This is a genomic window from Haloferax sp. Atlit-6N, from assembly GCF_003383195.1.
Classification (GTDB): domain Archaea; phylum Halobacteriota; class Halobacteria; order Halobacteriales; family Haloferacaceae; genus Haloferax; species Haloferax gibbonsii.
In genome coordinates this window covers 373,162-398,863 of sequence record NZ_QEQJ01000003.1, presented here as the reverse complement: position 1 = coordinate 398,863, position 25,702 = coordinate 373,162, and the positions used below count along the sequence as shown (strand labels likewise).

At 58.6% G+C, this 25,702-nt stretch carries 23 protein-coding genes and 1 pseudogene; 16 read left to right on the top strand and 8 right to left on the bottom strand.

The genetic code is table 11. The annotated features are described in order from the left end of the window. Positions 1–348: 348 nt before the first annotated feature. Entirely contained in the window at positions 349–840 is a 492-nt protein-coding gene (locus DEQ92_RS14055) for a hypothetical protein (RefSeq protein ID WP_115821004.1), read from the bottom strand. Between the two features lie 115 nt (positions 841–955). On the opposite strand from DEQ92_RS14055, the gene DEQ92_RS23230 reads away from it, so the two are divergent. Both DEQ92_RS23230 and DEQ92_RS14050 read left to right on the top strand, forming a co-directional pair. After that, entirely contained in the window at positions 956–1,294 is a 339-nt protein-coding gene (locus DEQ92_RS23230) for a hypothetical protein (RefSeq protein ID WP_074796151.1), read from the top strand. Continuing rightward, on the top strand, positions 1,276–1,695 hold the full coding sequence (locus DEQ92_RS14050) for a putative toxin-antitoxin system toxin component, PIN family (RefSeq protein ID WP_115821003.1): 420 nt from the start codon (positions 1,276–1,278) through the stop codon (positions 1,693–1,695). Before DEQ92_RS23230 ends, DEQ92_RS14050 begins: the two co-directional genes overlap by 19 nt. Before the next feature lie 371 nt (positions 1,696–2,066). On the opposite strand, the gene DEQ92_RS14045 is transcribed toward DEQ92_RS14050, so the two are convergent. Further along, entirely contained in the window at positions 2,067–3,875 is a 1,809-nt protein-coding gene (locus DEQ92_RS14045) for an MBL fold metallo-hydrolase (RefSeq protein WP_199522916.1), read from the bottom strand. Further along, entirely contained in the window at positions 3,875–4,759 is an 885-nt protein-coding gene (locus DEQ92_RS14040; RefSeq protein WP_147299495.1) for a hypothetical protein, read from the bottom strand. Before DEQ92_RS14040 ends, DEQ92_RS14045 begins: the two co-directional genes overlap by 1 nt. A gap of 268 nt (positions 4,760–5,027) precedes the next feature. Here DEQ92_RS14040 and DEQ92_RS14035 point away from each other — a divergent pair, with 268 nt between their 5' ends. Continuing rightward, entirely contained in the window at positions 5,028–6,086 is a 1,059-nt protein-coding gene (locus tag DEQ92_RS14035; RefSeq protein ID WP_115821001.1) for a hypothetical protein, read from the top strand. A 381-nt stretch (positions 6,087–6,467) separates the two neighbouring features. On the opposite strand, the gene DEQ92_RS14030 is transcribed toward DEQ92_RS14035, so the two are convergent. Further along, positions 6,468–7,784 (bottom strand): RNA-guided endonuclease TnpB family protein, encoded by a 1,317-nt coding sequence (locus DEQ92_RS14030; RefSeq protein WP_115821000.1) that lies wholly within the window; start codon positions 7,782–7,784, stop codon positions 6,468–6,470. 43 nt (positions 7,785–7,827) lie between these two features. On the opposite strand from DEQ92_RS14030, the gene tnpA reads away from it, so the two are divergent. Further along, positions 7,828–8,226 (top strand): IS200/IS605 family transposase, encoded by a 399-nt coding sequence (gene tnpA / locus DEQ92_RS14025; RefSeq protein WP_115821024.1) that lies wholly within the window; start codon positions 7,828–7,830, stop codon positions 8,224–8,226. Between the two features lie 286 nt (positions 8,227–8,512). Here the strand turns inward: tnpA and DEQ92_RS14020 are convergent, their stop codons facing one another. Both DEQ92_RS14020 and DEQ92_RS14015 read right to left on the bottom strand, forming a co-directional pair. Further along, on the bottom strand, positions 8,513–9,748 hold the full coding sequence (locus tag DEQ92_RS14020; protein WP_115805651.1) for an MFS transporter: 1,236 nt from the start codon (positions 9,746–9,748) through the stop codon (positions 8,513–8,515). A gap of 1,085 nt (positions 9,749–10,833) precedes the next feature. Further along, positions 10,834–11,616, bottom strand: coding sequence for an IclR family transcriptional regulator (locus DEQ92_RS14015; protein ID WP_008096833.1), 783 nt, complete (start codon positions 11,614–11,616; stop codon positions 10,834–10,836). Positions 11,617–12,121: 505 nt separating this feature from the next. Between DEQ92_RS14015 and DEQ92_RS14010 the strand changes: the two genes are divergently transcribed. From DEQ92_RS14010 to DEQ92_RS13970, 9 genes are all read left to right on the top strand, one after another. Next, complete coding sequence (locus DEQ92_RS14010) at positions 12,122–13,219, top strand: ABC transporter ATP-binding protein (protein ID WP_049968672.1); 1,098 nt, start codon at positions 12,122–12,124, stop codon at positions 13,217–13,219. Position 13,220: 1 nt separating this feature from the next. Continuing rightward, positions 13,221–14,021, top strand: a complete 801-nt coding sequence (locus tag DEQ92_RS14005; RefSeq protein ID WP_049913702.1) for a creatininase family protein — start codon at positions 13,221–13,223, stop codon at positions 14,019–14,021. Between the two features lie 153 nt (positions 14,022–14,174). Further along, positions 14,175–15,446, top strand: coding sequence for a sugar ABC transporter substrate-binding protein (locus DEQ92_RS14000; RefSeq protein WP_008096827.1), 1,272 nt, complete (start codon positions 14,175–14,177; stop codon positions 15,444–15,446). A gap of 9 nt (positions 15,447–15,455) precedes the next feature. Continuing rightward, positions 15,456–16,394 carry a carbohydrate ABC transporter permease gene (locus DEQ92_RS13995; RefSeq protein ID WP_008096826.1) on the top strand — a complete coding sequence of 313 codons (939 nt, stop codon included), beginning with the start codon at positions 15,456–15,458 and terminating at the stop codon, positions 16,392–16,394. Further along, positions 16,391–17,236: a carbohydrate ABC transporter permease gene (locus DEQ92_RS13990; RefSeq protein ID WP_008605944.1), complete on the top strand. Its 846-nt coding sequence runs from the start codon at positions 16,391–16,393 to the stop codon at positions 17,234–17,236. Before DEQ92_RS13995 ends, DEQ92_RS13990 begins: the two co-directional genes overlap by 4 nt. A 44-nt stretch (positions 17,237–17,280) precedes the next feature. Then, positions 17,281–18,429 carry a hypothetical protein gene (locus DEQ92_RS13985; RefSeq protein ID WP_008096825.1) on the top strand — a complete coding sequence of 383 codons (1,149 nt, stop codon included), beginning with the start codon at positions 17,281–17,283 and terminating at the stop codon, positions 18,427–18,429. Positions 18,430–18,470: 41 nt separating this feature from the next. Next, positions 18,471–19,637 (top strand): mandelate racemase/muconate lactonizing enzyme family protein, encoded by a 1,167-nt coding sequence (locus DEQ92_RS13980; RefSeq protein WP_115820999.1) that lies wholly within the window; start codon positions 18,471–18,473, stop codon positions 19,635–19,637. 51 nt (positions 19,638–19,688) lie between these two features. After that, positions 19,689–20,531: an SDR family NAD(P)-dependent oxidoreductase gene (locus DEQ92_RS13975; RefSeq protein WP_115820998.1), complete on the top strand. Its 843-nt coding sequence runs from the start codon at positions 19,689–19,691 to the stop codon at positions 20,529–20,531. 11 nt (positions 20,532–20,542) lie between these two features. After that, positions 20,543–20,917 (top strand): RidA family protein, encoded by a 375-nt coding sequence (locus DEQ92_RS13970; protein ID WP_008096816.1) that lies wholly within the window; start codon positions 20,543–20,545, stop codon positions 20,915–20,917. A gap of 201 nt (positions 20,918–21,118) precedes the next feature. On the opposite strand, the gene DEQ92_RS13965 is transcribed toward DEQ92_RS13970, so the two are convergent. After that, the gene (locus DEQ92_RS13965; protein ID WP_049968671.1) at positions 21,119–21,766 is read right to left on the bottom strand and encodes a bifunctional 4-hydroxy-2-oxoglutarate aldolase/2-dehydro-3-deoxy-phosphogluconate aldolase; all 648 of its coding nucleotides are present in this window, start codon (positions 21,764–21,766) and stop codon (positions 21,119–21,121) included. 138 nt (positions 21,767–21,904) lie between these two features. Here DEQ92_RS13965 and kdgK1 point away from each other — a divergent pair, with 138 nt between their 5' ends. The 3 genes from kdgK1 (at position 21,905) to DEQ92_RS13950 (ending at position 25,113) form a co-directional block, all read left to right on the top strand. After that, on the top strand, positions 21,905–22,861 hold the full coding sequence (gene kdgK1, locus DEQ92_RS13960) for a bifunctional 2-dehydro-3-deoxygluconokinase/2-dehydro-3-deoxygalactonokinase (RefSeq protein ID WP_115820997.1): 957 nt from the start codon (positions 21,905–21,907) through the stop codon (positions 22,859–22,861). Positions 22,862–23,980: 1,119 nt separating this feature from the next. After that, a complete protein-coding gene (locus DEQ92_RS13955) occupies positions 23,981–24,634 on the top strand; it encodes a ribonuclease HI family protein (protein WP_049968825.1) in 654 nt (217 codons plus the stop codon). Between the two features lie 155 nt (positions 24,635–24,789). Further along, positions 24,790–25,113, top strand: a complete 324-nt coding sequence (locus DEQ92_RS13950) for a hypothetical protein (protein ID WP_008096810.1) — start codon at positions 24,790–24,792, stop codon at positions 25,111–25,113. Here DEQ92_RS13950 and DEQ92_RS13945 read toward each other — a convergent pair. Beyond that, positions 25,114–25,617: pseudogene (locus tag DEQ92_RS13945) on the bottom strand (inorganic phosphate transporter); the annotation flags it as partial. It lies immediately after the preceding gene. Positions 25,618–25,702 lie beyond the last annotated feature (85 nt).

Sequence of the window (25,702 nt, the reverse complement as noted above, 5' to 3'; positions counted from 1 at the left end):
TTCCAGTATGTGTGACTAATCTCCCCGAAACAAATGATGTCAATCAACTAGATAGCACAATCAACGTGGCCGCAGACGATTTTAATCGATAGTTTGAGTACCCTCAAAGCAGCATATTACGAGTTTTTACAATCGACACCCGGGGTGTGGATATAGTAGTAATAATATTGACAGGTCATTATCCGCCTATGTTTCTGAGATAGATATTACAGACCATCGGCTCTTTGTATCGCTGTTTGTTGGCTATGAAGCACGACATTCACTGCTATGTGACAATAACAACTGATCACGACGGTGAGTCACATGGCCGCTCGAATTGGGTATGGCCTCCAGCGGTTCTCCTTCTGGTTACGTAGTTTTGCTACTGGAGATTGTAATTGTCACATCGACGTCGTCGACAGAGAGTTCCTCTACCGTCTCAATCGCTAACTCGCTGACCAGCTCGTACGCCCTCCGTCCCAATCCACTGTACAGTAGAGCAAAGGATTTCATGAGGATCACTGCTTCTGTGAGTTCGTCATCTGTTGATCCATCTTTGCTGCGAGCCATCGATTTGAACGCAAATGAGGGATCGAAGTCTTCCCAGTGGTAGAGTATGGCAAAGTCAGTCAGCGAATGTCGTATCTTCTCGTCAAGCCGGGTGTGATACCGCTCCGGTGGTGCACCCCGCTCGCCATTGATGCACTCCCCGATACACACCCAGTCTGCCTGGGTGAGGAAGCCATTTCCTATCCCTCGAATGAACTGTTCATCCTCGTCGACGAGTTCGCTCCCACACTCGTGGCAGTACCTGGCCGATTCGGTTGCTCCTGTTGATCTGCACTTACGACACTTCTTCATGTGTCGCATTCTACCCCACAAGGCATAGAACCGTACACGTCACTTCGGGCTTTGATGGACAACACCACCATATTTTATCTATCCTCGACGGCAACCTTCGGTTGAGTGAATTGCAATGAGTTCCAGCGCATCAAATAATCCCCCTGAAGACAGCCCGTGGACGCCGGATGAGGCGTCGTCTGGGTCGGACTTCTCAGAGGGCAAGCGCGAGATTACTGATGGCTTCCGGAAGCTTGGCGACGGTGCCTCAGAAGTCGTGCATGGGCTCATTGTCGTCCTTTTGATTCTCCTTGTCCGTCTGTGGGATGACGACGAGGAAGAGCGTGCTAAGGAGTCTACAGCACGCAAAGAGGAATGGGACAATCTGTCTGCATCGGTCCAACGCAAATTCGACGAATCGAACGTAACCGAAGACGATGTCGATGATGCGATAGAATGGGCCAGGTCACAGTAGTCTTCGACACCAACGTCCTCATTTCTGGCCTCGGTTTTGGTGGAAAACCCAAGGAATGCATAGACTTAGCCGTCATGGGAGACGTTCAAATGGTCATCTCAGAGGATGCTCTCGACGAATTTCGAAGGGTCCTCACTTATGACCGCCTGCCCTTCGATGAAGAAGAGCAACAGACACTTCCAGACGATCTTATCCGACTCACCGGGGCCGAAGTTATCAACCCAGAAGTCTCTGTCGAGGTAATTGAAGACGACCCTGACGATGACATCTTTCTTGAGTGTGCGCTCGCAGCAGGGGCAGACTACATTGTTTCTGGTAACGACCACCTCCTCGACGAGCATCCGTTCCGTGGTATCAAAATCGTAGAGCCGGCAGAGTTCTTGACCCTCATTCGCGACTGATCCGCCTCTTGACACCCTCACGAAAAGAGACAGTAAAGATGTGCTGAACTCAGGACGCGAATCGTGCAAGGTTGCGGACATCGATCAACCGGAACAGCCGATGATACAGTCAAACGTTAGTACATAGCCGATTCCCAAAGCAATGACCAAGAGAACAACGAGTAGGAGGACTGCTAGAAGCCTGTTGTAGGTAGAGGGTCGTTCTTGTTTGCTCATATGAATCTTGTTTGCCACGTCTAATAGAGAACAGATAGTTGGTTCGGCCGTGCTGAACTTATCCTCTGTCAGTGTCACGCCACACTTACTATTCTCTGAGAATTTCAACAGAGCCGAAAGACTCTAACAAAGGAGACACATTCCTCTGAACTCGCTTACTCTCCGTTATCTATTTCTTCTCGAATGATTCGTCGAACGTCCTCCTCACTAAGCCCATTCTCAAGACGAGCAGCGGCGACATCAGCAGTCAAGGCAGACAACAATTCATACACATGGTCGAACTGGTCTGCAATCGAATCATATGACTCATCTTTTGCGTTCTTCTGGGTGAGCGCAGGCGTCTCCACTTCGATATCCCGTGTGACAGGGATTGGTGTTAACATTCGTGACCGAGTTACGGTTTCCACGTCGTCAAGATTATCGATGAGGTGGTTCGAGAATCGTTCTTGCGCATACGCTGGCCCGTGGATCAGTGAAATTGCTCGTGGCCCGACGTCCCTCGCGAATGATAGTAGTCCGTGTTGGGCGGCGTGTCCGCTTAAGCCATCAACCGGTGTCACCCAATCAGCCGGGATCGTAGCTCGTGTGTACATCCCATCGTCGGCCTGCACCCAGTCGACAGTCCTGTCGTTTTGTGGCCAGTCAGACCCAAACGGGTCTGTGTCTAGGAATAGCGTTGCCGATTCTTCTTCGGCTTTGAGTACGTTCTGGAGTTTCCTCCCGCCCGTTCCTTTCGCTTGGTACCCAGTGAGGAACACATTCGCGGACTCGTATCGGGCAGCGAATTCAGCGAGATATCGTGGAGAGTGACCACCTGTGAGCATCCCACTTGGTGAAATAATCAACGGGATGTTCTCACCGGTTTCTGGGTTGAAATTGCTGAGAATGCGTTCCCGGTCAGCGTCGGTTTCCGGCATCAAGGCGTTCTCCGGGAGGAATGGCTGGCGGTCCTGCGCGTTCTTCACGCGATTCGGGATTGATTCATCGAAGTACGTTGTGTCCTCAATATGGGTGTGGTACAGGTTTGTGGCGTCCTGCGCCATCCCATCGATGACCAGCACGACTTCATCTTGGATGTGGCTCGGCATCGTGTGAAGCCGCTCTTTGAACAACAACGACAGCGTCTGTGCTCGCCCCACACTGAACGTCGGAATCAATACCGGCTCACGGTTCTTTAACGCACGTTCGACGGACTTGTAGACCGAAGTGCGAGCGTCCTTCATCGACGTGTGGCTGTGCTTCCCACCATACGTCGATTCTATCATTAACAGGTCTGCTTCCGGAGGCGGGTCCATCGGGGGGAGATGCGTACTCCGTCCACCAACATCACCACTGAACACGACACGATACCCATTGGTTTCGAACGATATCCACGCGCTCCCTAGGAGGTGCCCAGCGTTCCCCATCGTGAACCGCAATGGGTCAATATCTGAGACGTGCGTGTACTCACATACACGGCCCGATTCATAGTCGACTGGTTGGAACCGTTCGTAGACTCGTTCGATGTCTTCTTCATCGAAGTGCTGTTCTCGTCCGGGTTTCTGTGCCTCCCGGCGGTGAATCTTCAACGAGTCCTCAAGGAGTGTCTGAGCGATTTGGGTTGTCGGGCGCGTCGCCACGATAGTTGCGTCATCGTCAAGCAACCCGCGATTCTCAAGGACAGGGAGCGCTCCACAATGGTCGATGTGTGCGTGCGTCAGGAACACGCCGTCGACCTGGCCTTTCTCGAGTCCACGGAAATCCGGGAACTGCCCACCGGTCCCTTGGTTCAACCCAGCGTCAACTAAGAGTGTGCTATGTTCTGTTTCAAGTTGATAACAGCTCCGTCCAACTTCCATTCCGCCCCCACGCGGGACCACAACCATTGGTGTGTCCTTGTCGACGGTGACGTCGGCGTGTTCGAGGGGGTCGAATTCGTCGCCCGTGTCTTTGGGGAGCCACGGCATCTCTGGGTCATGACTCATCACTTCAACACCTCCGTGGCGTGGAATACCGTGTGCTCGCGTTCCTGCCCCACGAACTTCACTTTCGACACCAACCCGTCCGTCTCATTGACGAGAGATGGAACGAATTCCTCGAGTGAGTCCAGCACCATACTCAACGGCCGGTTCTGGTCGCCGTCCGCGTTCAATTCGTCGAGCTGGTAGACCGAGGGAGTCAACGACAGGTCATTGTTTTTCTCTGCATCAGTTTCGGTGTAGTACTGGGCCCGCCCACCGGACACACTAGTTGTTCGTCCATGCCGGAACGGTTTTGCTTGAACTTCCTTGATACGGGTCAACCTCGTCGGTGTTCTGGTTTCTCCGGGGAGGGCTTCTTTGATGCTGTCACGCACATTCGTCGCGGACAGCGACCCTTCCTTTGCGAACCGAACCATTGTCATCTCACCATTTCGGTCGTACATATCTGGTTTCGGTACCAAATCCCCCGTCGTTGAGTCTGTGGTGAGGAAGTGACTCGGAATTTCTACGATATCAATCTCTTGGAGCGTGAGGGTGTCCGTGTTAACCACAGGATGATCGTCCTCGAGATGGTTCAGAACTTCAGTGAGCTTCTCACGGAACTCAGGCGGTGTCCAAGCAGTCGTCTTGTCGGGAGCACGCTCTACGGGGTTATCGAAGTGAACCGTTTGTTCCGGGATGTACGGGGCGCTCGGTTGGTTGACACTAACAGGGTACGACGGAGACTTGTAGGTGTCGTCTGTGGTGTCTGCACCTCTCGGACGTGGGAGACCAAGCTTCATGCGCACCGGGAACACGTTCGACGGGAGTTTGTCCAGTACAGACAATGGGTTATGGTCAGTGAGTAGTGCGGCTCGTGTCTCGGCTGATTCGGGTTTTCCGGACATGAATTGGGTACTCGTATTCGAAACGTGGCGCTTCATCAGCAAAACCTCGTTTCGCACCGAGTATGCTATTGTGTTTACAGGGGGATATGAATTAACACGGCTCAAGGAGCCGTGTTTCATTTTTGAACGCCCCTTCGGCAAACTCCAATGCCGAGTATTTTGGTTCCTTGAATAGCCTCTTCTCGAAAGTCGGCATATTGTATACCAAGTATACTGAATATACTTTTGGACCCATACTATTATTAGACTGTATGGACAACCAGAATGTATGCGCCCCAATGTTGACATTCCGTGGTCTATCCATGGAAAAATCAAGGAGTACGCTGAACAGACTGACCAGACTATCGAGGAAGCGTACATCGAGACTCTTGAGCAAGGTGTCCGCGATCTTCCAGAACAGTTGACCAACGTGAGCCTTCCCAGTAAAGGATACAAGGATTTCGGGCCAAGATTGATTCGAACTCAAGGCACTGAGTCGCACGAGATTAACAACTCGGTGACCTCTCACCCGTTCTTCTACCTTGGCGAGAACTCAATGCAGATTAAAACACGTAAGAACGACATGTCCGTCAATGAGTTCGTTGACCGACTGGCACGAATACACAACGTAGGGCGACTCAGTAGCTCTTGGTTTACGGTCCATCAACTGGGTGGCGCGTTGGTCGGGCGTGGTCCTGCAAACCTAGCAACTGCAATCAAGCAGTTGGATACCACACTCACTGACAAAGAAATCCCGACATACAAAAACGGCCATCTCATCTACATCGCCAAACTCGCCTATGAGGGAGAGTATCTCTTAATCAGGGCAGAACTGCCCCGATTATCCGGCGACAAACAGGTACTTTCGAACGTCGAGCTTCGTTTCATTGTAGAAGGTGTACCAGTAACCGGTGCGCTATACCAACGTCTCGCGAATGCCTTCGGGTTCAACGAACTTTTCAACGCCACGGAGTGCAGGCTTCCACAAACCGGGTTCAATGCACCAGAAGGTAGTAGACTTACCGTCACTGAGCAGATCACCACCGAAGACGAAAACTACGAGGACCCTAGTGTGACTGGCCTGATAGTCGAAAACCCGTTACAGGGCAACAACGATCTCTTAACGCACCTCAAAAAGGAACTCACTGGCCCAGAAGGGTCTACAGAGCAGGCCGCAAGTTGTCTTGATGTCCTGGCGAATTACGATGAATTGTACTGTGACCTCACCCATGCCCATGGACTTTCTGAGGAGCGTGAATACGAGTTCAGAGGATTATCAGCCACATACATCCAGCCACTATTCCATCGAAATAGCACCTGGAACATTTCAGTCAACATTGACTGGTAATTAAGCACCCGGTTGAATAGTTGAGACAAGTAATCTACTTCTCCCCGGGAATAGTCGATTCTCGGAAGCGTTTGACAGTGAGTTTTTTTTGGAACACCAAGCAGGAATCCAATGGAATGACAGCAAGCCAGGAGGTAGAAGTGCATCGTGATTGGGTCACCGCGACAGTGAAGCCAAAAGAAACAGACCGAGGAATATATTTCACTGACGAGTCGCCTGAGTTCACTCTTTTAGTCACCAATCATATGGATACTGATCTCAGAAAAGACAGTGAACTCACATGGTCAATTTCCGTCGGGGATGGGTATCCTGAGCCGTACATTAGAGAGAATGTAAACGACCACGGGTCGGGTGACCCGTGGCTTTTGTTGTTCCCTCAGCCTACGTTGTAAGCACCCCACGCGAAGCGATTTCGCGGGATGAGGATGGGCGGTTTACAGAGCGCCCCGACCCAGACAGGCTCACCTTCCGAACACTTGGTTGGGTTTTGCGAGTCCGGTAATTAACCGATTCAACATCTACGCCAGCGTGTTTCGCCCACACTCGCCACGCCACATTCACACTCGCGTTCCGGTCAGCATGGTCTTGATGAACCGCACACGAATCATTTGTACACCGGAACCGTCGTCCTTGACGGTATCCCCGATGACCACAGCACGAACATGACTTCGAGTTGTACGGAGACTCGACCGTCTCACACGGAATCTGGTTCCACGTCGCTTTGTAACGAACCTGTTGCTCGAACTTGTGGAACGGGAGTTTGTGCAGACGCCGATTCATGTACGTGCCGTACTTGATGGCGTCTCGAATTCCACTCAAGTCCTCGAACACCATAACGGGGTTCGGGAACTGTTGGGCGAACTCGACCACGACTCGGGACATTCTGTGAAGAACCCATTCTGTGTAGCGTTCTTCTTTGTCTCCGAGTTGGTTGTGGATGGAATGTTGGCCGTGTTCTTGACAGCGTTTCGTGATGGTGTGGTAGCGTTGGCGTTCGGCTTTCACCGAACCGTAGTCAAGCACGAGTGTTCCGAGCGTTTCCATCGTCCCACGGTTAAGAGCGGTGAGAGCGATGTTGCGCTCGTTAATATCGACGCCGACGAGTGTGTCAGCGTCTTCGGGTTCAGGTACTTCGACTTCTGTTTTGACCGTGACGTGTAGGTAATACACGCCATCTCGGTACAGAAGTTCGGCCTGTCCCAACGACCACTCATCTTCAGTCAAGGCTGACTTGATGAGGTTGAGATCTTCCGGTCGCCCTCGAAGGTGTCCTTTCACCTTCTTGTACGGCTTCGGACTCACACGGAACCGAATCCTACCTTCTTCGTCGTTGTGGGTGAGGCGGTAACCTTCGGTGTGTGCCATAACGAGTGGGTAGGCTCCTTTCTTGTCCGTGGCTGGTGGCGACGGTTTCCCGACGGTAGTGTCATCTTGGTCGTACCACCAGTTGAGGAGTTCTTTGTAAGAGTTCCACGCTTGCAGAGCCTTAGCAACGACCGCACACTTGTTGTTCCGGAGGAAGTCCTCGCGGTCAACCTCGCGTTGAATCTCGGTTTTGTTGTAGCCGTCTTGTTTGAGACGGAGTGTGTCGTTGGAGATGTCTCGTGCGGTGAATCGGGCATCTTTGAGCCACGACCGCTCACCAGACTCTATGCAGAGTCGAGTGCGTGCGGTTTTCGTGACTTCTTCGATACCCATACCTTGACTATCGAATCAAATGATAATAAAATTAGGGATTAGGGTGGGAGAGTACAGAAGTCATGGACATTCGATTAGTTTGTGTAAGTATCATTTCGTGTGGTGTCCGAAGTATCGGCACGGGATGTTGGAGTTAGTTCGAGACGAACTTGCAGAGTTGTTCCGAGGAACCGCCGAACGGTTCGGTCACGAGATTGTGTCGATGGAGATTGCTACCGACCACGTTCACTTGTTCGTGGAGGCCGACCCAAAATGGAGTCCTGCCGAGATTGCCAAGCAATTCAAGGGATACTCGGGGCGAACAATTCTCAATCGTCACCCAGAAATCAAACAGCGGTACTTCTGGGGGAGTGGGTTGTGGAAGGAGGGATACTACGTTGGGACGACTGGTGTGGTGTCCGAGGATGTGGTTCGTCGGTACATCGAGGAAACTGAACATTAGGCAAGCGTACGCGATTCACCCACGGGTCAGGTGACCCGTGGAACTCTCGCTGTCTTCTTTAGATATTGTAGGACTCGGAATTGCAATGGGGGGCTCTGTTGAAATCCACTTCACATCTGCCGATTTGCTGAGGAGCAGGTTCCCAGCAGTGTCCGCGAAAACCGTGGGAAGAACGACTCGCTGCAATGTCAACGCTGAAGGATTGCAACAGAGCCGCCAGTTTCACTTGAGGTTTGTTTTGAGCACCGTCCGGAATTGTTCTGAGGACGGTACAGTTGACACCACGTCAGGAGTCAACACTCGGGAGAAAACGACCTGTCTCTCGTCGGACACCCAGCAAAAGGACCACGGCCGCGATAAGCGGCATGACCGCACAGCAGAAATACACGGGCCAAAACCCGACTGCCTCCACGATCGGCAGTGTGACAATAGGACCAAACCCACCGCCGACATCCCCGAGGACGTTGTTCGTCCCTACGGCACGTCCCATCTCGCCGTCGGCGACGAGATCACCTAACAGCGCCATCAGTGGCCCGCTTGTGCCGCCCTGTCCGAGCCCAATGCACACGCAGGCGAGAACCAACATCCACGCTGAGTCCGCAAGTGCGAGCAACAGAAACCCGATCGACGTGACGCCAAGAAATAAGAGCAAAACCGGGACTCGTGACTGAGCCTGATCGCTGACGCGTCCTCCAAGATACATCGATAGGCCTGCAGCGAGAACAGTGAGGCCCATGAACAGACCCGAGGTGCCCTGAGCATCGAATCCAAATACGCTGAGTTGGTTCTGGTCGAGAAATAAGACTAGCGTCGCAAACAACGCCCCAATGTAGACGAACAGGACGGCAAAGTTGACTAAGCCGACCGTTACTGCGGGGAGACTCTTATTAATTTCCCAAGGCTTGACAGACTGATTCGCACCTCCATCAACGTGTGTTTCGGGCACTGTCTGGTATGCGACGACGCTGGCGAAGAACGCGAAAGCGGTAGCGACCGCGAACGCAACGACGTCCCCGGAGAATTCGCTGACGAGGCCGCCGAGTACTACTCCCGTCGGGAATCCAAAAAGTACGCCGCCTCTGATGAGTCCCATATTCGATCCCCGTGACCCACCATCACTGATATCGTCGGCTATCGTGTACGCAGTCGCAAAAACAAGCGCGCTCCCGACACCCCATAGAATGCGGGCAGTCATGAACCACGCTTCGGGAAGTGGTGCGATCATTGCGATAACGTAGCCGAGTGTCGAAATCCCCTGGACGAACATTCCGATGACGAACGGTTTCCTCGTCCCAAATCGGTCCACGAGGCTTCCGGCCGGTGCATTCGCGAACAGACGTGAAAACCGGTTCGCGCTCAAGATCATACCGACGAGAAACGGGGAAATTCCGAGAATAGCACCGAGGTTCGGCAAGATGGGGAAAATCACTCCCCCACCGAATCCGATGAAGAACGTGCTAACAATGACCGACCCGAGAACAAGACGTTCCTCATTTTTCGCCCTTGGGATCCGAATATTCACACTCGAGACGAGTGTTCCTGAGCTGCTTGAGTGTGACCATCCGACTGCGTAGCCAATACAGTTTCAAGATAATCGGCCCTGTTGAAAACCTCAGCAGCTGATAGTTTGCCGAGTTCGTGCTGAATACAGAGCGCACGTCGGTCACGCAACAAAAACGCGTATATCGGGTAGTTCGGCTTCGATGGCTCGCTCGTCTCCTCGTGGGTCGGTAGCACGCCCGGTGCGTACTGGGGCGGCCCAGACCTCTCCAACAGCGAGGGTGGGGCGTACTCCGCAGGCTCTACCGCCGATGGACTTCCCCACGTCTCGTGACGAAAGTCGCCGCTGACGGGATCAAGGGGTTCTCCCATGCGGAACCGTCGTGGGAGAATTGGCTCACGTTCGAGGATTTCGCCGAGGCATCGGCCGGCCTCTTCGCGGTCGGCTATATCAGTTCAAGTGTCCTCTCCGGGGCGGCCGTATGCTACGGGGCGCGAGCAGTGAGATCGAACCTCCGTCGACCGCGTCGGCCCGTCGTCGGTACCCGACTCCCTCTCGCTCGAAGCGTCGATGGCGAACGTGAACACGCGAACGGAACTCAGTGCGGTCCGTCAGCGGTTTGGTGAGTGAGTTCGCAGCTATTTCTGAGCCAGTTGTATTGCGGTTTTTATTCAATTATGTAGGCCGTCATTATCATCCACGGCTATTCGAAACTGAACAAGTCATGCCGACGCGGGTAACCTCGCGAGTCGTACAGAGGTCATCATCTGTAATCTGTCGTCAGATATGCGACGTTGAATAGTTGTTTTATCCGATTTCGAGCATCTATTTGGTACAAAGAACATCCCATGTGTGGATGGCTGTGATCCCTCCGGCCACTAGATGGTCGCTCCGGAGGCGATACGGAGAGGGCTATCGCTGCACTAATATTTTTTATTTTATGCAATATTATTCTATGAATGACGCTACCGACGCGTCGTCGTTTTATCGATCTTCTCGGCCGGAAGGTCGGAGAGATTCCGAGACGAGCGATACCCATTCGTATCGCGTCGCAAGGAATTACAGACGTAGTATCGTAATTCTAGAGCTACAACGAGCGCCGGTAATCACCCGTCTATGGTCGTGTACTCGGAGTACTGGTTACGCACTTCGAGTTCGTTTTTGCTGTACTGCAGTACGTTCAGTAGCTCCGCCATGTAGGCCGGTGTGAACCGGTCTCTGGGCCCGGTCACGCCGATAGACGCCTTGACCTCTCCGTTCTTATCGAGAAGCGGAACGGCGATACCTCGAATACCGCGGAGGTGTTCCTCGTCGTCGATGGCGTAGCCCCGTTTACGGACCCGCGCGAGCGAGTCTTCGAGTTCCGCCAGCGAGCTAACGGTCCTGTTCGTCCCCGACGGGAGGCCGTGTCGCTCGACGATTTCCGCCCGGCGAGCCTCGGGAAGGTACGCTAAGATCGCCTTTCCGAGCGAGGTCCAATGCATCTCTGTGCGATTCCCGATCGGAATCTCGTCCGCCGCGGCCTTCTCCCCGGTGCTTCGATACAGAATGACCCGTTTCCCGTTTTCTTCGACCGCGGCGCCGACTATCTCGCCCGTCACTCGGCTGAGCTCTTCGACCTTATTCCTGAGCAGTCGAGCGATGTCGACCCGCTGCCGGATGTCTCCGCCGACCTCGAGAAAGCGAAACGAGCGGCGGTACTCTCCGGCGTCTTTGACGACGAAACCCCGCTCGACGAGCGTGTTGAGGTGGACGTAAATCGTGCTTGCCGGGATGTCGACCGTCGACGCGAGTTCCGAGAGGCCGGCCGGTTCGACGCCGCTGAGAGCGTCGAGAATCTCGAACGTCGTTTCGACCGCGCGTATTGTTTTGACGTTGCCATCGGACATGGTACGGTCTTTCCCGCACTCGGTGAAAGTAGTTTCCCCCTGTTCAACTGGAATTCAACTCTCTCGGAAAGAAAACCTCGAGTATTTACCACAGAAAAAAGTACAGCGAGTGGCACGCTATTTTTACCTCATATCGACACGTATTTTCCGAACACGTCAAATCCGGGAGCGAAGCCGCGTCCGGTGAACAGGCCGAAATACCGGTTGAGAAGGCGTGTTCGACGAATGTCAACGGTAGTGTAGGCGTACGTCGAGGTTCTGCACTTTCGACCGTGTTGAATACGGGGCGTCGGCAGTGGTGACATCGCGGGGGACCGCCGCCGAGTCACTCGGTTAGACGCGAGGGGAGGCGAGAACCGACGACTGGACAGGCGCTTCACCTGCCGACTGGGGTGTCGAGAAGGTCGCAGCGGCGCCGAATGCGATTCAACACGGTTGGGAGCTCGGCGTTCGCCTCCATTACCAACATTTATTATGCGGGATTGAGGAGTAGTCCTCAGTCGACATGAGCCAGGTAAGACTATCGAACGTGAGTAAGGAGTACGACGGGGACATCCTCGCCGTCGAGGGGTTGGACCTCACCGTAGACGACGGGGAGTTCGTCGTCGTCGTCGGGCCGTCCGGCTGCGGGAAGTCGACGACGCTCAGGATGGTGGCGGGGCTTGAGACCGTCACCGGAGGTGAAATCGCCATCGGCGAGAACGTCGTCAACGACGTGCGGCCGCAGGACCGGAACATCGCGATGGTGTTCCAATCGTACGCGCTGTACCCCCACATGACCGTCCGCGAGAACATGTCTTTCGGGCTACGTCTCGCCGGGGAGGGCGACGGTGAGGTCCGGGACCGCGTCGAGGACGCCGCCGAGATGCTGGAGATTTCGGAGCTGTTAGACGACCTCCCGAAACAGCTCTCGGGCGGTCAACAACAGCGGGTCGCACTCGGGAGAGCCATCGTGCGCGACCCTGACGTGTTCCTGATGGACGAGCCGCTTTCGAACTTGGACGCCAAGCTCCGGACGCAGATGCGGACGGAGATTCAACGGATTCAGGAGGACCTCGGCGTCACGACGGTATACGTCACTCACGACCAGACAGAGGCGATGACGATGGCCGACCGTATCGTCATCCTCAACGACGGTAAACTCCAGCAGGTCGACCCCCCGGAGCGGTGCTACGACGAGCCCAACAACGAGTTCGTCGCCGGGTTCATCGGGTCGCCCTCGATGAACTTCTTCGAGGTGACCGCGACGGACCACGACGGTGGCGTTCGCTTCGAGTCGCCGAGCTTCGAGTTCACGCTGGGCGTCGACATTCCCTCTGGTGAGTACACGTTGGGCGTCCGACCGGAAGACCTCACGCCGGATCGTGAGGGAGGCTACGTCGAGACAGTCGTCGACGTCGTCGAACCGGTCGGCTCGGACAACTTCCTCTATCTGCAGACGGCCCGAGGTTCGTCCGAGGTCGTCGCGCGGGTCGAAAGCGAGTTCCGACCGACCGTCGGGGACGAGATAACGCTCGGGTTCGACGTGGACGACATGCACCTCTTTGGTAGCGACGGCGCGCGCGTACCGGTGAGCCAGACGCAACTGACGGACTCCGCCTGACATGATGTATGATTCAATCGGACGACGAGAGCACGAGTGGGCGGGAATGACCGCGGCCGAGGTTCGAGAGGTTGGAGCGAAGCCGGGGTCGGTTCTGGTGATTCCGGTAGGGAGCATCGAACAGCACGGCGAACACCTGCCGGTGGTGACCGACTCCCTCCTGGTCGAGGCGATGGTCGATTCCGCGGTCGAGCAGACCGACGGTCTCCCGGTCGTCGTCTCGCCGACGGTTTGGAGCGGGTTCTCACCGCACCATCTCACCTTCGGCGGGACGCTGTCGTTAGACTTCGAAACGATTCGCGCGACGCTCGAGGACATCGCGAACACGGGACTTCAAAACGACTTCGACGCCGTGTTGTTCGTCAACGGCCACGGCGGCAACGGTCCCCTCATCGGGTCCGTCGTCAGCACGGTCGGCGTCGAGACCGACGCCGAGGTCCTCGGAACGACCTACTTCGAGCTGGCGACTGACCGAATCGAGGCGCTTCGAGACACCGAGACTGGTGGGATGGCCCACGGGGGCGAGTTCGAAACGTCGCTCATGCTTGCGGTCCGACCCGACCTCGTCGGCGATTCGTCCACGCGGAACGGTGAACCGCTACACGAGTCGTACCGCTGGGGCGGACAGGACCTCCTCGACGGGGGCTCGGTGAGCGTCTACCGGTCGTTCGACGCGTACTCCGAGACGGGTGCCATCGGACTCCCCGAGGAGGCGAGCGCCGAGAAGGGAGAGCGGATTCGGTCGATTATCGCCGAGGAGCTCGCCTCGCTGCTCGATGCGGTTCACGAACAGAACGCGTGAGTCCCGACAATCATAATGAAAATAAAATATGAATAAAAACAATTATATATGTGGGCGCAATTGGTAGCGATGATGCGAGAGAATACCACAGAAGAAGCTAGCGGACAGACTCTGGACCGTCGGCGGCTCCTTCAAGCGCTCGGCGCTGGTGGCATGATCGCCGTCGCCGGCTGTACCGGCGGCGGGGACGGAAGCGAAAGCGGCTCCGATGGCGAGGGCAGCGGTGAGAGTGGGGACGACACGCAGAGCGTCCAACTTCTCACGATGGGGGTCGGCGACAACATCAAGCAGTTCTTCGAGGAGAACAACGCCGCCTTCGAGTCGGAGTACGACGTCGACGTCGAGTTCACGAGTGTAACCTGGGACAACGCACGACAAACGGTGAACAACCGAGTCGACGGCGGCCAGGCCCCGGACGTGAGCCGCTGGCCCGCCCGGTGGATTCCGCAACTCGTCGGGAAGGACGCGCTCGAACCGGTCGACGATCTGATGGACGGCGAGTTCGGCGAGAAGTTCGCCGAGGGGGTCGCCAACGGTACGATGTACAACGGCTCGCACTACGGCGTCCCGTGGGCCGCGTCGAACAAGTGTCTCTACTACAACAAAGACGCGTTCGAGGCCGCCGGTCTCGACCCGGAAACCCCGGCGCTGGACACGTGGGAAGACATGCTCGCGGCGGCGAAGGCCCTTACCGAGAGCGACGAGGTGAATATCCCGGCGCTCGGCCTCGCCGGCGCCGACGCCATCGAGACGGGGTCGCAGTACTACCACTACCACTGGTCGCACGGTGCCGACCTTGTCGACGACGAGGGGATGCCCGTGGTCAACTCGGACGGCGCCGTCGAGGCGCTCTCGTTCTACACCGACCTCCACCTCGAACACGGCGTGACGCAGTCCTCGCCGCTCTCGTCGACCCGACAGGACATCCGTCAACTGTTCGAGAACGGCGACCTCGGGATGGTCATCGGGCACGTGTACACGGGGCTCAACATAACCGAGTCACAGGAGAACGGCGAGGTCGACTTCGACTACGGTATCGTCCAGGTCCCGGAGGGCCCCGCGGGCCGGTACAGCCTGTTCACCATCGACACCCTGGGCATCTTCAGCCAGAGCGAACACAAGGACGTCGCGCGAGACCTCATTCGCTTCTATTTCGACGAGGAGCGCCGCTTCCAGTACTCGAAGCAGAAGGGCTTCCTTCCGGTCGTCGAGGCGGTCGGCGAACGGGAGTACTTCTCCGAGTCGAAGAACTGGGGGCCGTTCGTCGAGGCGGGACAGTACGCCCGTGCCCGGCCGAAGCTCAGCAATTTCAGCCAGTTCAACGACCGGATGGTCCAAGCGATACAGGAAGCGCTCGCCGACCAGAAGAGTCCGCAGAAGGCCTTGAACGACGCCCAGAGTGACCTCGAAGACGCGATGAACTAATGCAACGATATGAGCCTCGCTGAAGAACGTACCCAGACAGGCGACGATTCGCGACTGGCACAGTCCGCCGCGCACGTCAAGCGGAATCGCCGCGCGTACCTCTTGATAGCGCCCGCTGCGGTGTTCCTCGTCGCCGTCGTCGGGTACCCGATACTGGAGACGTTCCGCCTGTCGCTGTACCGATCTCCCGCCGATTCGACTATCGAGACGTTCGTCGGGTTGCAACACTACGTCGACATCTTCAACAGCGACATCTTCTACCGTCTCCTCTGGCAAACGGGACGGTGGGTCGCGGTCGGCGTCGCCGGGAAGACGCTACTCGGGCTGCTCATCGCAGTCCACCTCAAGGGCGACATTCGGGGTCGGAAGTTCTTCCGGACGGCGTTTCTCATCCCGTGGGGAATTCCGTACGCCATCTCTGCGGTCGTCTTCCGCTGGATAGAGCATCCACAGTTCGGCTATCTCAACGCCATCCTGCTCAAACTCGGCGTGATAGAGCAGGGTATCGGAATTCTCGGGAACCCAGACATCGCGTGGCTGGGCGTCGTCGTGGCGGATATCTGGATCGGTACGCCGTTCATGGCGATTATCTTCCTCGCGGGTCTGCAGTCGATTCCGCAGGACCTCTACGAGGCCGCGGCCATCGACGGGGCCGAGCGGTGGCACCAGTTCCGATACATCACGCTCCCACAGCTCAAGAGCGTCATCCTGATGGCGACGCTCCTCTCGACGATTTGGACCTTCGTCAGCTTCGACGTTATCTGGACGATGACGGGCGGCGGTCCGATTAGCACGACTGCGACGCTGGTGATACACATCTACCAGGTCGGCCTGCAGAACGGGAACCTCGGGCTCGGCGCCGCCTACAGCGTCATCGGGTTCCTGCTGTTGCTCCTGTTCGCCGTCGTCTATCTCAGGGTCTACACCCGCGGAGGTGAGGAGCTGTGACGATGGCAGGCCACGACGAGGGCGGACTGCGCCGAGTCAGAGTCTACGGCATGCTCATCGCCCTGCTCGGGATAATGATGTTCCCGTTCTACGCGATGTTCTCCAGTACGTTCAAACCGGAGTCGGAGATATTCTCCGCGCCGGCGACGCTCGTGCCGTCCCAGCCGTCTCTCGGGGCGTACGTGGACGTCTGGACGCAGACCGACGTGCTCCTCTGGATCGCCAACAGTTTCGTCATCTCGCTCGGAACCGTCGTCCTGACGCTTCTGCTCGCGATTCCCGCGGCGTACTCCTGCGCGCGGAACGACTTCGTGGGCAAGCGGACGTTCCTGCTTGCCGTCCTCGTCGTCCAGATGTTCGCCCCCGTGGTGCTCATCGTGGGGCTGTTCGACGTCATCAGCCGACTCGGACTGTTCAACACGTACCTGGCCGTTATCGTCCCCGCAGCGGCGTTCACCCTCCCGTTCAACATCTGGATGCTCTACGGCTACTTCAAGACCGTTCCCGTCGAACTGGAAGAGTCCGCCCGCATCGACGGTGCCAGCCAGTTACAGGTACTCACGAAGATTGTTCTTCCGCTGACCAAACCCGCGCTGGTCGCCAGCATCACCTACACGTTCCTGTACGCGTGGAACCGGCTACTGTTCGTGCTGACGTTCCTCACCGACAGCGGGAAGTACAACATCCCGCGCGGGGTCTTCTCGATGGTCGGCGCGCTCCAGACCGACTGGCGGATGATGCTCACCGTCTCGGTCATCGGTATCATCCCGCTCCTCGTCCTGTTCGCGTTCCTCGAACAGTACATCGTGGCGGGGATGACCGCCGGCGCAGTCAAGGAGTAACGGCCCTCCTGTATATTTATTATCGACCCGCGTGACGACCCGCTATGGAGTTCGCTATCTGGGCGTACCCGTGGGACGTGCTCGATACGGGACCACGAGAGACGGGCGCTCGCATCGCCGAACTGGGCGTCGACGAGGTGACCCTCGCGACGAACTATCACGCCGTACAGGCGTTCGCGCCGCACAACCCGAAGCGACGGACCTTCTTCGCACACGCGAGCTCGTACTTCCGCCCTGGCGGCGGCTACGGCCGCCTCGAACCGGTTCCGTACGAGGGGATGACCGGTGACTGGGTCGCTGAAATCGCCGACGGCCTCGAGAACGTCCGGTTGAACTCGTGGACGGTCGGTTGCCACAACTCGCGGCTCGGGATGCGCCACCGAGACGTGACGCTGACCTCCGCGCACGGCGACGACCTCGTCTTCGGCCTCTGCCCGACGAACCCCGACGTACAGGAGTACCTCATCGGACTCGTCCGCGACCTGACCGACTCGGCCCACTTCGACCGAATCGAACTCGAGACCTTCGACTACTTCTACGGGACGGGATTCGGTTGGCACCACCAGAAAATTCACGCTCGGCTGGGAACGCTCGGTGAGTTCCTCTTCGGACTGTGTTTCTGCGACCACTGTCGGGCAACCGCGTCGGACGCGGGCGTCGACGTCGACTCAGCTCGGGACACCGTCGCACAGACGCTCGACGAAATCGTCGACGGAACCGTTCCGCACGGACTTTCACCCGAGCTGTGGCTCCGCGAGCACGACGCGGTCGCCGACTACGTCGACGTGCGCGAAGAAACGCTGGCGACGCTCTACGCGGAGTTGTCCGCGGAGAGCGGGTCGACGCCGCTCGGATACTACGTCGGCGCGCCCGAACCCGGCCGCGAGTGGATGGTCGGGGCCGACCTCGACCAGTTGTCCGAGCACGTCGACTACTTCTGTCTGCCAGCGTATGAGTCCTCACGTGAGGCGGTGATAGACGCCTATCGAAGCGTCGATGCGGTGACCGATGACAGACCGTTACACGTCGGACTCCTCCCGGGCCACCCGGCGATACACGACGGCGACACGCTCGTCGACATCGTCGACTCACTACGGGCCGTCGACGTGCCGCGAGTCTCGTTCTACAACTACGGGCTGCTGCCCGAGCGGTCGCTGTCGTGGATTCGGGAGGCCACGGACGCGAGTCTGTAACAAACGATACTTTCATACTGTCGCCCCCTACAAGCGTTTGTATGGAGATAACCGACGTGACAGCGGTTACTGTCGACGTTCCGCTAACGAGTACCGACGAGCATCTCGGAATCGCCCCGTACACCACGAATCACGGCGAACTCGAATCGATGGAGCGCGTGCTCGTCCGCGTCGACACCGACGAGGGTATCGAAGGCTGGGGCGAGATGCGCGTGTTTCTCTCGCCGACGGCGACCGAGTCGCTCATCGAAGACGGTATCGGGCCGATGGTCGTCGGTCAATCGCCGTTCGAAATCGAACGCCTTCGCCGACAGGTGTTCGTCGAGTACACGAACGTGGATATGTTCTTTTCCGCCGTCGAAACGGCCTGTTGGGACATCGTAGGGAAAGCGCTCGACCGACCCGTGTACGAACTGCTCGGCGGCTGGACCGCGCCGACCCAGAGCACGCTCCAGCACAGGTCCCACGTGGCCGACGGCACCCGGACCCCCGGACCAGTCCCGGCCGCGTTCTGTCTCGGAATCCTGCCGCCCGAGGAGTCTCGCGTGAAGGCCCGTGAGGCACTAGACGCCGGCTTCGACGTGCTCAAGACGAAAGCGGGGAGGGACTGGCGACAGGACGTTGCGCGGATCAAGGCGATGCACGACGAGACGGACGGACAACTGGAGTTCCGCCTCGACCCGAACCAGGGTTGGACGCTCGACCAGGCAGTTCGCGTCGGCGCGATGCTCGAAGACGAAGGTATCTACCTGCAGTACCTCGAACAGCCGATTCGGGTGGACTCCCACGTGTCGCTCGCACGATTGCGACAGCGCCTTCGGCAGCCCATCGCCCCGAATGAGGACACCTACGTACCACACAACATCTCTTCGCTCGTCGAGGCCGGTGCGATGGACGTGGGCGTTATCGACCTCACCCCGGCCGGCGGCATCAGCGGTATCCGTCAACAGGCGGCGATACTCGAAGACGCCGGCGTGCCGTTCACTCACCACTGTGCGTTCGACCTCGGGATTCGGACGGCGGCGATTCTCCACGCCGTAAGCGGGATACCGGGCTTTTCGCTCCCCCCGGACTCGACGTACTACGCGTGGGAGGGCGACGTCATCGCGGAGCCGTTCGAAGTTGAAAACGGCTGTCTCCCCGCACCGCGCGGACCCGGCCTCGGAATCTCGGTCGACCGAGACGCCGTCGAAGCGTACCGAATATAGTGCAACACCATAGCAAGGTTGAATAGCTCCGACCACATCGGTGCGCACGCTATGGTTGAGTTATCACTACGAGACCGTCCGGCAATCGTAACCGGTGCCTCTCGAGGTATCGGTCGCGAAATCGCGGCGCGATTCGCGGAGGCTGGCGGAGACGTCGCCATCTGCTCGCGCTCGTTGGACGACGTGAGACCGGTCGCCGAGGAACTCACCGCCGCACACGACGGCCGGGTCGTTCCGGTCGAATGCGACGTGACCGCCCGCGACGAGGTTCGAAGCCTCGTCGATACCGCGCTCGACGAGTTCGGCGAGGTCAAGGTGCTGGTGAACAACGCTGGCGGGTCGGACGAGTCCGCGAACGTGGCGCACCGCTGCGACGAGGAGACGTTCGAGCGGATGGTCGACCTGAACCTCAAGAGCCAGTTCCTCCTGAGCAAGGAGGTCCTCCCGGCCATGGTCGCCGCCGGCGGAGGCTCGATGGTCCACATGGGCTCGGTCAACGGGCTCTTCGGCATCGGTCTGTCCGGCTACTCAGAGGCGAAAAGCGGTCTCCTCGCGATGTCGCGAAACATCGCGGCCCACTACGGCCAACACGGTGTTCGCTCGAACGTTATCTCCGCAGGGACGATAGAAACCGCGAGCAGGCGCGAGGAGATGGAGAACACAGAGGGCCGAACGGGCGATTCGAACGCGCGCGAAGGCTGGCTCGACCAGTACCCGCTTGGTCGCTTCGGGACGCCGCGTGAGGTCGCGGACACCTCGCTGTTCCTCGCATCCGAGCTGTCCAGTTTCATCACCGGCGAGAACATCGTCCTCGACGGCGGCCTCACGACGAGTCTCTCGACGTCGTTCATCAATGAAGTGTACGACGCGGACGAAGTACCATCGCGGCAGTAACCACATCAACGATGAAAGAACTAACCACAGCGGACGCACCGGACAGCATCGGACCGTACTCGCAGGGCGTCGTCTCCGGCGATAAACTCTACGTCTCTGGACAGGGACCCGTCGACCCCGAAACGGGCGAAGTCGTCGACGGGACGCCGGCGGAACAGACGAAGCGAACCCTCGAGAACGTCGAGGCGATTCTGGAGGCCGGCGGGTCGTCGCTCGCGGACGTGGTGAAAGCCACCGTCTTCCTCAAAGACATGCGCTACTACGACGAGGTGAACGAGGTTTACGGCGAGTATATGTCGGCACCATATCCGGCACGGAGCGCCGTCGAGGTCGTGAAACTCCCCGTGGACATCGACGTGGAAATCGAGGTCGTCGCCGAGCGGTGACGCGTCGAGCGAACGACTCGGAGGTACCGTCCCGACCGTAGGTGAGAGCGGAAGCCGACGGTGAAACACCGCGTCGGGAGTGGCAACGCTACCCTCCCCGCGGTCCCGAAGCAGTGTCGACCGTTGGGTTCCGTTTTCGTTTCGTGCAGTTCAGAACGCGTGACGGTTCGGTCGTCCCGGCCATCGAAGCCGGTCTGGTGTCTACTCAGCCCGTGCGGCCTCGACAGCCTCTCTGAACGCGCGGGCGTTCGCTTCGATAACGCCGAACTCGCCGCGAGCGATGGCCTCGGCGTCGACGATGGCGCTCCCGACGCCGACGGCTGTCGCGCCCGCGTCGAAGAACTCGCCGACGTTGTCCAGTCCGACCCCCCCGGTCGGGACGGTCGGGATGTGGCCGAGAGGGCCGCCGAGTGCCGAGACAAACCCCGGTCCGAGCGTGCCGGCGGGGAACACTTTCACCATGTCCGCGCCGGCTTGGAAGGCGTTGACGGCTTCGGTTGGCGTAGAGATACCGACGAGCGAGGGCGCGCCGTAGCGGTTCGCGGCTTCGACGACGCCTTCGTCGAACGACGGCGTGACGATGAACTCCGCACCGGCGAGGGTCGCCGCCCGCGCCGTCGCCGCGTCGAGGACGGTCCCCGCGCCGACGGTCACCTCGTCGGCCGCGAAGGACTCCGACACGTCTCGAATCATGTCGAGGACGCCCTCGGTGTTCGCGGTTATCTCGACCGTCGAGACGCCACCGCGGCGGAGCGCGTCGACCGTCTCGATCGCCGTCTCGGGGTCGGTCCCGCGGACGATTGCGACAATACCCGACTCTGCGATTCGCTGGGCGGTGGAAGCGACCATACCCGTAGCAGGACGACCCACGGCTTAACCTTCGGGGTCCGGCGACTGCCGCGAGCAAACATCGTCGAGAGCGGAGTCCTTATGCCGCGACTCCGCGACGTTCGAGTATGCAAGACTCGACCCGACGGAGTGGATACTGTGACGCCTGAACTGGTGACGTTCGGCGAGACGATGGTCCGCCTGTCACCTCCGAGAGGACGCCGCTTGGAGACGAGCGACACCCTGCGGTTCAGCACCGCCGGGGCGGAGTCGAACGTCGCCATCGCGGCCAGCAAGCTCGGAGCTGACGCCGCGTGGCTGTCGAAACTTCCCGACTCAGCGCTCGGCCGCCGGGTCGCGACCGACGTACGTCGACACGGCGTCGAACCCGCGGTCGTTTGGAGCGACGACCACCGACAGGGGACGTACTACCTCGAACACGGCGTCGAACCGCGTGGCACGTCGGTCATCTACGACCGGGCGGACGCCGCGGTGACGACTGCGACGCCCGACGAACTCTCGACGCGCCTCCTCGAAGACGCCACCTACTACTACACGAGCGGTATCACGCCCGCGCTGTCCGACCAGTTGGAAGCGACGACGCGCTCGCTTCTCGACGCCGCGCGGAGCGCGGGGGCGACCACCGCGTTCGACCTGAACTATCGGTCGAAGCTCTGGAGTCCCGAAGCGGCACGCGAGACGCTCGAACCGCTCTTTCCGCTCGTCGACGTGCTCGTCGTCGCGGCGCGCGACGCCCGAACCGTTCTCGGACGCGACTGCGACGCGGCCGCGATTGCGGCGTCGCTCGAAGCGGAGTTCGGCTTCGAGACGGTGGTCGTCACGCGCGGCGGCGAGGGCGCACTCGCCCGCGCCGGCGGCGAGACGTACGAGCAGGGTGCGTTCGAAACCGAGACGGTCGACCCGATTGGTACGGGCGACGCGTTCGTCGGCGGCTATCTCGCCTCGCGGATTCGCGGTGACCCCGTCCCCGACGCGCTCGAAACGGGTGCCGCGACGGCGGCCCTCAAGCGAACGCTGGACGGCGACTTGGCCGTCGTCACCCCCGAAGAGGTCAAGCGCGTACGCGAGCAGTCCGGCGGTGGTATCAGCCGTTGACCACGGTTCACCGACTGAGCGGCCGAGACGAGAGATACGAGGTGGCTGTCGCACGTTCTCGAGTGTTTGTCGTGGTTGCCCGCGCTCACGACCCGCCTGAGACGACGCCAACACAGGTTGCAGTTGAGGGACCCACCCCAAAACCGATGGGACATCGTCTCGTTTTCATATTGTGACATATTCGACACAAGGCTGTTTCTTGACATAGTACTGTTTCGTTAGTGAACACCTCGACCGACGTGCGTCAGTTGGACGATTGATGCGGTCGTTGGCTGTTATAGTATTGTATATTTTTGAATTAATATGAGCGCTCTAACGACTGCCCACCTACGAGTGATGGACGCAACCGACTCGAATTTCGAGGACATGGAGCAACGTCTTGATGAGATTCCACCTAGTGGAGCAAGCCGATCGCTTAATTCTAATAGGGAGATTGAAGTTCGTTATTCGTCATGCTCACCGAGAAGCACAGCGCTCGAGATATCGTGTTTCTCCGAGAGGCGATGGCGAAACGCAGCCGTTGGGTCGGCCCTATGTCGGAACAATGACTCGGCGCCGAGAATTGGATCTCCAAATATATTGTATAATATAATCAAGACAGTCTGTGATCGATTCCGACAGCAGCCTCCTCGACACAACCCAATTTGGCGTTTGCTCAGGCGGTTTGAGATATGTTTCTGACAGAACGAATGCTATCGATAGACTGCTTGATGAGAGTGTCCTATGTCGAGAGTTCGAGGCAGTTGTGTTGTTTCTCTTAGTAGATACGCGATCCCGTAGAGGTGGACGACAAACGCCCCGAGCGGTGTCCACAGAACGTAGTGCATTTCGGTGTCTCGGAAGCTGTCCGACCCCGACGAGTCCGCGGGCCCTTCGGTCCGGCGAGGTGCGAACCAGACGTGAGGCTTCTTCTTTAACTAGACAGTGCCGTCTGGTGAAGTGCCATCGCTGTTCCACCCGAGGAGGGTGTCTTACCGACGTCCCTCGCCAACCAACCTGAAGGAATTATCTCGTTCAACGACCGAGTGCTGATATGCAGCTGTTCGACGAGCTTGCGAGAGCAGCGAGGTGCGACGTGGTGAGGGACCGGAGCGAGAACCCGAGGAAGGTGTCGGCGACGTGACCGAAGAGCCGCGTCCCGCCGGGCACCTCTCACCGCTCGCCACGCTCGTCGACGAGGTTCTCGCGGGCGTCGGTTACGAGATGGCAGCCGCCACCGACATCATCGACGACGCCGTCCCCGGCTACGGCGGCCTGTTCGACCCCGCGACGACCTCGGGCGAGTTGCGGCGTGCGCTCGATGATCTACTGTCGTCGGAACTCACTCACCCGCCAGTCCCCGCACCGACCGACGATTCGTTCATCCTGTACGTCGATGGCAGTTCGCGCGGCAACCCCGGTCCGGCGGGCGCGGGCGCGGTCATCATGGACGCAGAAGAGAACCAACTCGCACGGCTCGGCCGTCCCGTCGGGTCTCGGACGGGGAACAACACCGCCGAGTACGGCGCCCTCCAACTCGGACTATCCGAACTGGTGTCACGCTACGAGCCACACAGCCTCGAAGTCCGAATCGACTCGATGACAGTCATTCGCGATGTTTGGGGAGGTAACGACCCGACAGAACCGGGCGTCGAGACGTACAGCGAGGCTATCGCCGCAGCGCTATCGAGCGTTCCGAACCACCGGTACACGCATCTGGCTGACTGCGACCCGAACCCCGCCGATGCGCTGGCGACAGTCGGTGCCGACATCGCAGCCTTGGGGCCGGGATAGCTCGTCTCGTCGCGGGTGTGCCGAATTCCCGTCGGTGACGTGTCCATTCCGCTCGTGCGAGTCGCAACCCATCCGGTCACCGTGTGCCATCTCGTTTCGAACCGACGCCAGTGGGTGGTCGTGGCTTTTACCCGCATCGAGACATCACCTCCGGTATGGACCTTCAGATTGCTGGACTGGAGGATCTCGAGGAACGAGTCGGGAACGCCCTCAACCGAATCGGCGAACTGCAAGCGGGTACCCGGGTCCACTCGGACGTCTTCTTCTCGCAACCGTTCATGCGCGACCACACCGAGTTCGACTCGTTTGCCGCGTTCTGCGATCAGAGCCCGTGGGCGTTCGACGACGTTGCCGACGCACGGGACATCTCGCGTGCCCGACTCGACGAGTACGTCGCCGACAGAACTGATTTCGAGACGTGGGAGGAGATGAAGACTCGGGCCGCCGAAGAAGAGATTATCGACCAAATCGTCTCCTGATCACCCCACGCCCGGAACCGCGTTCAACAGATTGTACAGGCCGTAGCTGATGACGCCTGCACCCGGTATCGACCCGAGCCACGACCCGAGCGCGATGCCGACTTTCCGCGGTGAGACGCCGCTTCCGTCCGACGAGCTGGCGGCGAGACCACTCCCGACGATGCTCGCGATCATCACTTTGTTGAACGAGATCGGGATTCCCAGTACGATTGCGAGCTGTGCGATCAGGAAGGTGGGAATCAGGGCGGCGATCGACCGTCTCGCCCCGAGCGTGGCGTATTCGTTCGAGACGGCTCGGACGAGCCGCGGCCCTCTGATCCACGCCCCGAGGAGAATCCCACCGCCGCCGAGTGCGAGCAGGGAAATCGACGAGAGCTGGAGGTCCGTTTCGAACACGGCCTCTAGCGGCCCGGTCGCCAAGCCGATCTGCGTGCCACCGCTCGTGAACACGACGATGAGTCCCAGCGCGACCAGAAACTGATTGATACCGGCGGTCTCGTCGCGGCGGGTTCGTCGACTGCAACTCGATATGGTTCGTCTCACGCGGGACGCGTCCGTCGTCAACCACCCGATGCCCCCAGTACCGAAT